Source organism: Myxococcus sp. CA023 (assembly GCF_010998615.1).
GTDB lineage: Bacteria > Myxococcota > Myxococcia > Myxococcales > Myxococcaceae > Myxococcus.
Genome location: NZ_JAAEAH010000001.1, coordinates 12102 through 24488 on the forward strand (window position 1 = coordinate 12102; position 12387 = coordinate 24488).

The 12387-nt window shown below is 63.9% G+C and carries 7 protein-coding genes and 1 pseudogene; all 8 read right to left on the reverse strand.

Going from position 1 to position 12387, the window contains the following annotated elements; all coding sequences use genetic code 11:
* Positions 1 to 351 precede the first annotated feature (351 nt).
* Positions 352 to 2265: a DUF1998 domain-containing protein gene (gene drmB / locus F8M74_RS00040; protein ID WP_162294976.1), complete on the reverse strand. Its 1914-nt coding sequence runs from the start codon at positions 2263 to 2265 to the stop codon at positions 352 to 354.
* Positions 2258 to 5788 carry a helicase-related protein gene (locus tag F8M74_RS00045; protein WP_141252638.1) on the reverse strand — a complete coding sequence of 1177 codons (3531 nt, stop codon included), beginning with the start codon at positions 5786 to 5788 and terminating at the stop codon, positions 2258 to 2260. The genes drmB and F8M74_RS00045 overlap by 8 nt, the downstream gene beginning before the upstream one ends.
* A 19-nt stretch (positions 5789 to 5807) precedes the next feature.
* Positions 5808 to 7577, reverse strand: a complete 1770-nt coding sequence (locus tag F8M74_RS00050) for a nuclease-related domain-containing DEAD/DEAH box helicase (protein WP_141252637.1) — start codon at positions 7575 to 7577, stop codon at positions 5808 to 5810.
* Positions 7578 to 7592: 15 nt separating this feature from the next.
* Positions 7593 to 9221: a hypothetical protein gene (locus F8M74_RS00055; RefSeq protein ID WP_141252636.1), complete on the reverse strand. Its 1629-nt coding sequence runs from the start codon at positions 9219 to 9221 to the stop codon at positions 7593 to 7595.
* Complete coding sequence (locus F8M74_RS00060) at positions 9218 to 10186, reverse strand: hypothetical protein (protein ID WP_141252635.1); 969 nt, start codon at positions 10184 to 10186, stop codon at positions 9218 to 9220. The genes F8M74_RS00055 and F8M74_RS00060 overlap by 4 nt, the downstream gene beginning before the upstream one ends.
* Positions 10187 to 10401: 215 nt before the next feature.
* Complete coding sequence (locus tag F8M74_RS37645) at positions 10402 to 10569, reverse strand: hypothetical protein (RefSeq protein WP_228559249.1); 168 nt, start codon at positions 10567 to 10569, stop codon at positions 10402 to 10404.
* 132 nt (positions 10570 to 10701) lie between these two features.
* A pseudogene (locus F8M74_RS38605) lies at positions 10702 to 11016 on the reverse strand (helix-turn-helix domain-containing protein); the annotation flags it as partial.
* A gap of 191 nt (positions 11017 to 11207) precedes the next feature.
* On the reverse strand, positions 11208 to 12344 hold the full coding sequence (locus tag F8M74_RS00070; RefSeq protein ID WP_141252633.1) for a hypothetical protein: 1137 nt from the start codon (positions 12342 to 12344) through the stop codon (positions 11208 to 11210).
* Positions 12345 to 12387: the final 43 nt, after the last annotated feature.

A 12387-nucleotide genomic window follows, 5' to 3' on the forward strand; every position in this document is an offset into this window, starting at 1 on the left:
CCAGATCGTGTCGCCACGACCATTGAAAGCCTTGGAGAACCGCGGGTTTCCCGTGAGCATCCAGGGCCTTCACCTTTTGGGCGCTTGGACTCCAGCAGCAAGCCCGGCCCCTGCTCGTCGCGCTGTTCAAGTACATAAAGGTGTTCTGCAACCGAAGGTGCCGTCACTCTTCACTCGGCTGCGTCAGCTCCGAGGAGTACGAGCGCACGGTTGAGGTGCAACGGTGAGCTCTCGTACAGGGTGGGGCTGTCGCGTCCGTTGGTTGAAGTACTGGCGCAATCCAGGCTCGGGGAAAGGGCTGTCCCAGCCCTTGAATGCACCGAGAAGAAGCGCCTGCGGGAAGTCATCGCCTCATGTGCCCCAGAAGAATCCGATGTCTCGCTGGGAGGGAACGCCGACGACAAGCCCGCGATCCAGGAAGCGGTTGAACTGCTCGCAGGCTGTTTCAGGAACCAATCCGCACGCATGGCAGGCGGCTAGGTTGCACGAATCCGGGCCCTGCCCACCGGCCTCGCCCATCTCCATACAAACCGGGTCGGCAGAGCACCAGTCAGCCCCCTCGAGCGCTCGACGGATGACGGCTTCCAGACGGCCCGGTTTCCCCATTCGCACCAGCCCGCCCATAGTTCCATCTGCATCACCGGCCGCCGTGTAGATGAGCAGGCCCGCCATTCGTGCGGTTTCATTTGAGGAGACATAGAGGCGCTCCTTGAGTGAGGCGGAACTGTAGCCACATTCGAACGTCAGCCGGTTCATGAGGAGATGGGCGAAGGTGTGCACGAGCAAAAAACGGGCGGAGAGCTGGGTCTGCCCCCCCCAACCGCGTTCCGCCAGTGCGCCATAGGCCTTGCCGAGCCGATTGGCTCGCCTGTGGGCGGCATCCTCCTTGCGCTCCCACTTCTGGAGGAGCTCCTCGTTCAGGCTCAGGAAGATTCCCTCTCCGAAGACTGTGTAGGCCGGAAGCCATTCCTCCGAGGGGGGGAGTGGTCTGCGACGCAACTGGGCCTTCTGCTGTTGACGGCTGAGGGTGTTGTTCCCCGGCTTCACACGTGTGAAGCCGTAGAGTGCCCGGGTCTCCCGGAGGCGGTCGATCAGGCTCACGGACGAAAAAAATCGCGAGAACGGCTGCCCCAAGAGAGGCTCGGTGTACTCGGAGGCAGGAACCACCTTCACCCGGAGTTGCTCGCGATCCTGTGGGGCGCTCAGGACCTCGAACTCCTCCCGCCGGAACATCACCGGGTCGTCGGTATCCTCTGCTTTCGCCTGCTCACTGCCGTCGTCTGATGAGAGCGCCGCGTTGATCTGCTCATCGCTGTACCTGGCTAGCTCCTTGTCCCACTTCTTGCGCAGGGTCTGGACATTCAATGCGTCAAAACTCCTGAGGGTCGTAATGGCAGTGGCCCGCACAGGCGAGGAGAGGAAATCGACGAGCTCGGCAGGAGCTGTCTCGCTCGCCGCGGGGGGAAGGTAGATGGCGCTCGCAATGCTGGCGAAGTACAGGTTGCTCGCGTTGAGGAGGGTGCCTTGAAGGTGTCTCTTGCAGTTCTCAGCGGCCCCCGCGCCGAGCCAGGGGCGCTGACCTGTGCACAGGTAGAGCGCACCCGAGGCATCCAGCTTCCGCGTGAGGGCTGTCACCGTCTGGCCTTCCTCGCCCGTCTCCGCATCCATGGTGTCCGAGAGATTTCGCTTCCGGCCACATGCGCATTCGACGGTGATCGCGGCCAACGAGGCGCCAGCCCCTCCTGTCATGCGGAGCTTCCCTTCGCACGTAGGGGAGACATCCCGGTGAACCCACTCGCGCCAGGGAAAGTCCTGCAGGTGTCCCCCCTCGCACATTGCGGCGAAGCGCACCTGAAAGATCCGGCGGGCCCGGCCACGCTCCTGGCGGCACCTCCCAGCGCAATACTGGGTTCCCTTGGCGGCCATCGAGACCTCCACCATCTCGCCGCAGTCATTGCAGACGTGCCACCGGGGGAAGCGCAGGAAATGGACCTTGAGCCCGACATTTCGATTCTCGGAGCCTGCCTGGTAGGGGCGGTAATCGGGTGGGGTGTAGAGTCTCTCCACGCTCAGAAGCTTCCGAAGCCGCGGCTCGTCTACCTCGAACTCAGTGGCATCGACCCCTTCTTTCGGGTCGACGCTGTCGGAGCGCTCGAACCAGTGGTCGATACCCGCGCAGATGACGGAGGTACCGCCCTTGATGACGGTAATGGCCCCGACGCCCGATGGTGTGATCAGCTGCGCCCTGCGGACATAGTCACTCATCAGTACGGACCTCCGCACCCGAGGCGCTGGCCGGTGCCTCCAGGAACCTGGAGGAGATCTCCACCTGGCACTCCGCGTCGACGTTACGCATGGAGGAGGGTGTGACCCAGGACCGCTCGACGAAATCCTGCGGAGCGTACTTCCCAGGCCACCGAAGGAGCGGCGGGTCCTCCTCCACACCCCAACTGTTCCAGAGAGAGGGCGACCACCTCTCCCATTCGGTGATGCGTTTCTGGAAGATGGCGTCCACGGTCTGTACCTCGGAGCCATCCACCAGCCCGGCTCGCGCGAGCGTGATGTCGCGAAGCTTCTCGAGGAGTGCGTAGGGAACCTTCGAGGGAGTCTCGATCTGTCTCATGTCTCCGGTCTGGCGCACGTAGATGGCCATGATTGCATGCAGCGCGCGGCTGAGCGCGGGCTGCGAGAAAGGAGTGACGCTTGTCGGTTCCACCTGGGCGTACAGGCGCTCGTGGTAGGTGCGGAACTTCTCGAAGTGCGACCGATCGCGAGGCTTCGAGGCGCTGTAGATGGTCACCACCAGCCCGGGCCGCTCCTGCCACTTGCGGCCCACTCGGCCCGTCACCTGGATGTACTGGGCCGTTGTCTTCGGTTGGCCGACCACGGCCATCAGCGAGAGGCGGTCGATATCCACGCCCACCTCGATGATATTCGAGGCCAGGCATGCGTCGACGGCGTGGCCCGGTCGGCCGGCCTCCACCTCGAGTGCCGACAGTGCGGAGGTCACCTCATCATTGGCCAGACGGCCTGTGAGCTCGATCAGCTTCCACAGTCGCCGTGCCCCCAGGGGCGTTCGCTCTGCGCGGCGCCGCAAGGCCTCCAGGTACCCCGGGATGTCCGAGTGGAACAGCGTGAGGGCGCCACCGAGCTCCCGAAGGCTGTTGTAGAACAGCAGGAGCGTCCACCATGGGTCGCGCTGATCCGGTGCATAGGCCAGGGGTTCCTGCAGGAGCGCCGAGAATGTACGGACCTGCGCGGTCTGCGAAGACCCGAGCGCTGGCGCATGGACTCCCACGTACACCCTGCCCCTCATAGGGCGGCCCTGAGCGTCGACAGCCACACGGGCGAAGAAGGAGTCGGAAGCGGTGAGACCGGGAGGAGGAAAGAGGCTGACATCATTTCGGCCGAAGACGTCGCGAACCTGGTCGCGGTAGCGCCGGATCGTCGCGGTGGACGTCACTATCTTCGGAGGCACGCCGGGGCCATGACGGCGGTCCGTGCACAGCTCCTGGATGACGGTCTCATAGAGGCCCACCATGGAGCCCAGGGGACCCGAGATGAGGTGCAGCTCGTCCTGGAGGATCAGCCCCGGTGGGGAGACCTGTTGCGAGCCGTCCCTGCCACGCCCGAAGATGGCCCGCGCCTCGGGCCGGTAGGCGAGCATCGCGAACTTGTCGACCGTGCCGATGAGGAGCGACACGGGGTTCGAGCCGGGTGACTGCTCGTAGATGTCTTCATCCACGAACTCCACGGGGAGCTTCTGATGAAAGTCGCAGAGGGGGTCCGGGCACCGAGCCACCACCGTCTCCACTCCGGTGTGGCTGGGGCGGGACTCATACCCGTGTACGGGATATTGCCGTCCGACCTTGCTTTCTCCGACTCCCAGCTCAGCTCGGCACCACGGGCACCTCTCGAGGACGACGATGTTGTCCTCACCGGCCTCACCGTTCTGTTGAAGATGGCGAAGCGCCTTCCGGGCGGCATCTCGCCGGTTCGGTGTTCCGCCAACCCAGATACCGATCGCAAAGTGCCGCTTTCCCAGGTGCCCAGGATCCTTTCGCCGCAGGTACTCCATCGCGCAGAGGAGCGCCGTCGCACGCTGGAATTGCTGGCTGGTCAGCAGCCGGAGAGTGTACCGCATCAGCACATGAACCCCGGCATCCTCCGAAGCGTGCCCCTTGTCGACTGCGCGGAGCCGCCTGAGGAAGATCGCGAATGCAGTGAGCCCGAGATAGGCCTCGGTCTTTCCGCCTCCGGTGGGAAACCAGATGAGCTCAACCATCTTCCGCTCGGACGGTCCGAATTCTGAGGTGGACTCCAAGCTCATGAGGAGGAACGCAATCTGGAACGGCCGCCACCGGCCGCGGGACGCGGAAGGCTCGGGAAGAAGGACGGGCTCGATGGGGGAGCTCAGCTTCCAGCGCTTCTCCTTCTTGTCGTACTCGCGGCGGCGCACCTGCCGGCTTGCCGTACGAGCCTGCTGGAGGAGCATCGCGTAATTGGCGAGTTGGAAGGCCTTCAGCGCGAGCTTGTTACGCCGGAGGTATGCAAGGCCCCCCTTCATCCGTCGATGCGCATCCTTGCAGAGCGCCAGGTGGCGGGCCGCCGCTGGCTGGTGCCCGTTCAGGAGCTTCGCCGCCTCCTCCTGGGTAGCAATCCACCTGCCGTATAGCTCGACCACTTCTTCGAGCGAGGAGAACCCGTCGTCTCCAGGCTCCAGTCCCGCCAGCGGGGCCATTCGGACCTGCAACAGGGATCCATCCTGACGCTGGATGTCCGGAGTGACGCTCGGGGCTTCAAACGTCGGCAGGCACTCCGCACGGACCCATTCGACCCGGCTTGCCTGAGTGGAGGTCGCGCTCCACTCGGCGGCACACCCATGGCCCACTGCGAAGGTCTGGGCGTCGCGGTAGAGCATCGCGATCTCCTGCTCCTCCTCATCCATCAGCTCTGCGGGAGCCTGCGGATACGGCGCGATGAGCGCACTCGGGCCAGAGTCGCTTCGCAGCGTCACCGTGAATGCAGACTGGAAGAGGCATGCCTCGTCAGGAGCACCATCGACCAACTTGCGGTTGATCAGACAGACGGTGACGAGAAAGAGGCGCGAGTCCGAACCCGCACCCACAAAAGGCCGGCAGAGCGTCTCGACGCACAGCTCGGGCCCTGCGGATGAGGTGACGTGGCGCTTTCCTGGAACGCCCCTGCCAGCGTTGGCGATGAGCTGCTCAGCGGTAAAGCTCGTGCCGCCAGCAACCGGATTCCGGACCCACCACGTCCTCCCGGCGGTACCCACGGTCACCTGCAGCGGGCGGTATCGCCCACCCGAGTAGTCGACGCTCAGCACCGCTCCCGGTACCAGCTCCGCAAGGAAGGTGACCGCCATGGAGCTGGGCCGGTATCGGTTGGCCTCCGAGAGATCGAAGTCCTCAGCGCCCTGGCCGCGACTTGACCGCTTGGCCATCTTCTCGAGCGTCTTCTCGACCTCTTCTGTCACGACCTCGCTGGCTTCACCCTGTCCCGCAGATTCGGGAGCCTCGTTGGACTGTACCCCTGGATCCTCGGAAGGTACCTTCATGGGGTACATGACACCGACGCCGTAGCGCTTGCAGGGCCGGTCCCCGTTGAGGATCTCCTCACCGGTCCCTTTCTCGGTCCAGGGGCCGTACGAGTCTTTGGGCACTTCGAAGCGAACGGTCTCGAGCGGAGCCCCCGCGGGAGCAGGCCCCACGAGCTCTCGTCGCAGGGATGCGAGGAGCTTCTCGCGGTTCTCGACATGGACGGTCATGAGCTTCTTCCCCCGGTCCTCACCGTGTGGTGAGCAATGAGACCACCTGCTCCCGCAGGGAGTTGTTCATCAGGATGGTCAGATGATTCTGCGCGCGAGTGACCCCGACATAGAGCAGGGCCTGGGAGCCCAGATCCGCAATCTCCTCGATGTCCGTCAGGATGACTGCCCGGGCCTCGAGTCCTTTGAAGGCATGGATGGTGCCGAATCCAAGGCCCCCCGCCGAGGTGCTCTTGCGAAGCGGCCTGAGCTGGCGATGACCTGCTGAGTGCAGCAGGCCGGCCACACTGCTGTCATCGGCTCGGGGTGAGAGCACCACGATGTCCTGCTCGCGCAAGCCGGCTACCAGGAGGCGGTCCATCGAAGCGAGGAGGCGCTGCCGCTGTTCGGCCAGCGTGCTGTAGCGTTCGATGCGGTGATCCACCTGGTCATCAGGTCGGAGGACCCGATCGTAGCCAGGTTCGAGCCCCCCCAGGAGCTGGACGAGTGCCGCGATGCGGGGCGTGTTCCTGCAGTTCTCCCTGAGCTGCAGACGGGCCACATCTTTTCCCTGGAGGAGGGTGTTCATGCCGCTCTGCACCACTTCAGGACTGGCATGGATGGCCTGTCGTTCGAAGTCACCAAAGAAGGCCCATCGTCCCTCCGCAAGTCCTCCCTTGAGCGAGAGATCAAGGAACTCCAGGTACGTCGGTGCGAGCAGATCCTGCGCCTCATCGATGACGAGCGCATCGAGCTGGTACGGGCCGGGTGTCTCCAGGAGCCGATCCAGCGCCCGGCCGGGCAGCTCGCGGCTCCAGAAGTCCTCCCCAGCATCGGGCGGCGCTTCCGCCATTCCGCAGACATCCATCATGTGCCTGTGGAGGGTACCCGCCTTGATGCCTGGGACGTCCTTGACCGCCTCCTTCAACCAGGCGCCGAGGAGCCGGGTGTAGCAGGCCAGAAGGATGTGGCCACTCGCGCCACCCCTCGGGGGGCCCAGGAAGTCTTGCGGCCGGGGCCACTGCGCCTCCCGCTTGGCTGTCTCGATGGCGAGGAACGTCTTCCCGCTCCCGGCAGGGCCCCTGACCAGGAGGCGAGGGTGCTCGCCGGCCGCACGCACGTAGCGATACTGATCCTCGGTGAACCGCCGGAGCTCCCCGTCCACCCGTCTCGCCCAGGCGACCGCCGACTCATGCGCCTCGAACTGGGGACGGAGCAATTGGGTCAGTGCCCCGCATTGCTCCGGTGTCGGCTCTTGAATCTCTGGCCGGAACCATGGAGCGCGGAGCCCTTCCAGCCGTGCCCTTGCACGTATCAGGACGTGCCTGAGTTGGTCGCCCAACGGCCGCTGCCCGTAGGTCCGGTTGTCGATGACCTGCCAGGGGTGCCACTCGGGCGTGACGGCCGGCAGCGGACAACGCGGAAAGATGCAGGCGGTCCAGAACACGGTCCGCGCGAGGTCTGGCCGAAGCTTGCCAACCCACTTTCGCAGGCTGTGCATCGCCTCGGACGCTTGCCGGAACGGGCCACGTCTGTCCGGTGCCGGATCGCTCCCGTAGTACCAGGCTCCTCGCGCATCGATCCTGAGGGAGTTGCACGCCTTCACCTCGACGCAGAGCACCCCGAGCTGCGGGACGATGATGACGAAGTCGAGCTCCCCCTCGACCCGATGCAGATGCCCGACAATGGATAGCGAGTGAAGAACCGTCCAGTCCTCTGTCCCTAGCTCGGTCTTGAGCCTGTTGAAGATGTCGATCTCCCCCGGGCTCTTGCAGTCCGGGTGGGGTACATCCGGGATCATCTTTGCCATGGGAATAGTTACCCGCTACTCCTCGAACACGCTGTCCAGCAGATCCTCGTCAAAGAAACGACGGGTTCTACCGCGTGGGATGATCAGGTCCTCTTCAGGGCAGCTCTCGATTCGGCTCGCGGTCAGGCCACTGTTCTCGACACCCTTGAACTCGAGCTCCATCGAGCCACGTGCCGCCAGCACTGCGGGGTCCACGTTCTCCGTCAGTTCCTTCAGGAGGCGCTGAGACATCTCCCTACCGGTGTCGCGATTCATCGACTGGAGCGCCTTCCCGATCTGCCAGAGGTACTCTGCATCGGCACCAAACCCCAGGAACTCCATCAACGCCCGGAAGTGCCGCGGGTCCTCCGGCAGGAAGACCCGGTCACTCGCCCAGTTGCGAAGGTTCCCGGGCGTCGTGGGACACTGCTCCGAGAGCTCGTCGCAGATGGACCTGGCTCCTCGGTTATCGATGGCCTTGGAGAGTCGCTGCTTCCACTTCGACTGGATCTGTTCCAGCCCCAGGCGATCCCTTCCGTGCAGCTGGCGGGCGAGGAGGTCGATCGAAGCGCCACCTCTGCCCCGCCGTTCGATGAGGAAGAGTCCCGGCACCAGCTTGTCCACGTCTACCAAGCTCCCGACGAGCCTTGGAAGGCCACCTCGAGGCACTTCTTCCTCGGGATGGCCAGCGGTACCTTCGGAATCCTCCCTGTCATCAGCGCCAGCGTGCCCTGGGAGTTGCAGCACACGAACCCGACTGCCGACCTCCAGGAAAATGCACTTGCCGCCCGCCAGTCTCACCAGCCTGGCGGAGACAGGGTCGCTCGCATGCGGCCCCTCTTCATCGGCCCCGACGTCACCATCAGCGTCGAGACGCCTCAGCAGCTCGCGCAGCTTCCCTGGGTTGGAGAGAAGAGACAATTCTGCGGCGGACCCCCGGGCCCGAGGTGGCACCGGCTCGGACCACTCGTGGAGCTGTACAGCCTTCCCACGAGCATCCGGGAGCAGCTCGGTTTCACAACGAGCCGAGTTTGACCACTTGTACCTGACGACGTGCAATGCTGTTGCACGGGGCGCGAGCGTGAGCTGGGGGGGGAACCTCTGCAGCGGTCCGGAGATCACCAGGGTCCCTCCGATGGAGACCTCGCCGAGCTGACTCTTGCGAAGCACACGAAGCTGCGTCTTTCCTGTCCTCTCGCGAAGGAACTGTTCAGCCGCGCCATGCAGTGCCTCGTTGTTGGTGAAGAGCCCGACCTCCACCTGCGCGTTGTCGAGGAGGAGTTCAGCCAATCGATCCCCGACCGGGCTGGCAGACGAGGCCCGGCAGTCGGAGAACGCCTTGCGGAGCGCTGCGATCCGCTCTTGATGCTGCGGGTACTGGGCCATTACCAGCTCACTGGCACGGTGGTAGCGCTGGGCGTCCTCGGTCGAGAGCAGTTCGGGCCGGTCCAGGGGAAGTCCCGATGCATAGGAATCCCGGCGGAAGCGCAGCACCGGGATCCAGAATGCTCTCCAGGTTCCATCATCCTCGGCCTCCCGGCTCGCATCACGGAGATGGCGAATGGCCTCTTCGAGGGCCCGTAGCAACGGAGGGTCGATTATGTGATCGTGAAAGCCCAGCCTCCTGCTGGCTTCATAGAGCCGCGTCGCCTCGCCTAGCCTCATCTCACCCTCGCGACTCTGAAGAGCGTGACCTCAATGCCATCCGGGACGGTGGGGAGGACAGGCCCAGCCCCGTCCAACCGGTTCGCATACATCTCAAGGACGGTGTTCGCCCCATTCACGACGTCCGGCGAGGAGCGATCGAGCACCATGACCAGCTCGGACTCTGGGAAGCTGCTGCCCCAGCGTCGGCAGGCCTGTGCCCCATCGAGCACCACCAGCTCCGGTCTTTGTTCTGCAAGCGCCGCAACCTGAGGACTGTGGGTGCCGATGGCCTGGCTGTGCCACGATTGGCCGATGCCTTCGAGCTTCAGCGGCCGGACAATCTCCGCGAGATTCCCTCGGGCCGTCCCGGAAGACTCAACGGCCCACAACTGGAGGGAGGACAGCTCCTCGATCGTTTCACGGACTGCCCCGATCATGAGGCAATCGAGCCCTGGCGTAGCCAGGAAGGTCGTCACGTCCCCCTTGAGCAGTTGCTCGCACAGGGTGGACGTCGCCGGTGTGTGCTGGTCATAGGTTTTCCTCGAACCGGTCAGCTTGTGTGCGCGTGCTGACCTCCGGATCCTGCGCGCCCTCCGAGCCGGGAGCAGCTCCCGGGCATCCTTGGAGATCTTCAGTTGGAGAGCAGGGCTCCCATCCGGAAGCACTGCGGGACGCTCGACGATGGCCTTGTACCAGCCCTGTCTGTCTTGAACGAACACGGAGGTGCCCACCTCGAAGGAGGCAGTCCCTCCTACCTGCTTGTAGAGCGACCGCTCACAGAGGAAGCCCGCCGCGATCATCGGTCCGGCATACGCGCGGGTAGGGAGAGAGACCGCGGTCACGAGTCTCTCCGCAGGGTGGGGCCAGGCCCCCAGCACCGCACCTAACTTGAAGAGGAAGAGGGCCCAATCCGGGAGAGGAGCCCAGTCCTCATCTTCAAGGAAGAGCAGCGGAAGCTCCTCCTCGTTGGATGTTGCGCTCAAGGGAATGGCCCCCAACTGCTCCTCCAGGAAAGTCGTTAGCCGTCGGCGACTGATAACGTTACCACCAGACTCCCACGTATGGATTCCGACGTTCCTACCTCCGGGGAGGTAGGGGGCGGCCTTAGATTCTGCGACTGCTCACCCAGTAGGTCCCCACCTCGATCTGAGAGTCTCTCGCTTCCGTGGCTCTCCCACATTTCGTATGGACCGTAGGTTCAGCCGATGAGCAGCACTCTTCGACGCAGCAGGTCGAAGTTGGCGCGGCCATACATCTGACGCTTGAGGAGTTTGAGCTTCATGATTTGGCCCTCGGCCTGGGCGTTGCTCCAGGGAGAGGTCAGGGCGGCCCGGACGGCATCGCCGTCCTGGCTACCGTGAGCCACCCGGTCCACCGACACCCAGGAAGTGGGTACAGCGTTTCCATTTCCAGGGTGTATTCGCCCAGTTGGCAGCTCGCCGCGTCTGCCTACTCCCCCGAGAGGAACCACACGAAGTGCGGGAGAGCCATGGAAGCGGAAGACTCTCAGTTCGCCCTGCTCGCACAACCGGTACACGGTGGCCCGACACACCCCCAACCGTTCTTCGACATCCCGGACGGTCAGCAGCCGGCCAGAACCGGAGGCCTTCAGCGCCACCGGGGCGGAGCCCAGCAGCAAACTAGCAGCAAAAATCTTGGGGTCCTGGGGTACTGGATGGGACGGCTGGACAACTCCGTTCGAAGAAACCCGAGTATTTACGACGGGTTGTGAAGGGCTTGTAACCGCTGGACGGCCCCCGGCGTTCCTTGGGGTGCAAGTGGTCACAGGTTCAAATCCTGTCGCCCCGACCATCGAAGGCCCTGGAGTTCTTGGCAAAAGCTGAGGATTCCAGGGCCTTTGTTTTCCCGATTCTGGAGTAGCTCCGCCGGCGAAGGAAGCCGCTTTGATGCGCACTGCGGCTCCGTCAGACGGAGGGCTTCTCGGGCGTGGCGGGCTCAACGCGGAGCGCCTCGGCTGCTGGGCTCGACCTGAAGGCGCCTCGGCTAGGGGGCGCCGGCTTCGTCTGAATTGGGCGCTAGCAGGCGCGCGAGTTCGTCTTGTAGCGCCTGCCTCTTGGGGACCCAGAGGTCGACAGGGATGACTTCAGGGTTCCGTTCATTCGCAACGATGCCGAACAGTTCTCGTGCGGCATCCTTCAAGCGAGCCCCATGAGGGGCGTCCATCCAGAAGCCGTTCATGTGTAGCGCACCATCGGAGAACACGCTGATCGGTGAACGTTCGCCTACATGCGCGTACTTGGGGTTGAAGGACCCTCGCAGAGAGCCCGTACCCCAACTGAGGGTGCTCGCGCTCTGGGAGACAGCATCGAACAGCGCGCGGACGGCGTTGGACGCATCGGGCGGTAACCGCCTTCGTACGTCGTCGAAGAACTCGGCCTCTGTCCACCTTCGCCGTCCGGAGAGCGCGCTTTTGAGCTCCCGCGCATGTGGAGTCGCGTTGAGCACGTGCGGGACGAATGCCTCCATTCCGCCAGGGGCGGCGTATGGACGAATCTCAAGGGCGAGCACCTCTGTGTGAGTCATTTGCTCATTGAGGAAGACCGCCATCTGGTAGAGCTCGTCAGGAATCCGGTCGGCAACGAATATGAGCCGGATATTCCCGGACCGTAGGTTCGCGTCCGCGCGAGCCCAGAAGTCGGTAGCCGCTTCCTTCGAGCCACAGAGCTTCAGAACCGTCTGGTCGAGGATGTCTGCGTGGGACTCGCGGGCAAGCTGCTCTAAGCGATTGGCTGGCCAGTGTCGCTTCGCATTCGCGGCGTACTCAATGAGTTGCCCCACGACTTCACGGCGGATTCGTGCGTCCGAGCTACGCTTTACTTCGATGAGGGTAGGGACAGCGTCGTGGTCGATGAAGACATGGTCGATGCTCCAGCGGTCGCCCTGTCCTAATCCGCCTGGAATTCCTACCTCACGCCCAATGAGTAGCCATCGCCGTGGGTCTTCTGGATCCATCTGGTCGCCGCGCAACAGTTCGGGATGATCGGCGATGAGCTTTTGAAGTTCAGCCTCTGATGCGTACCCGTTCTTTGCATCAAACGGATTGAGCCCTCCGGCGGCATCTTTGACGAAGATGGGACCAGGATGGGTTGGGTTGGTATCCCCAGGTTGACGGGTTGACATGGCGGGGCGGGTAGAGGTTTTTGAATGTGAGGGGTTGTTGGTT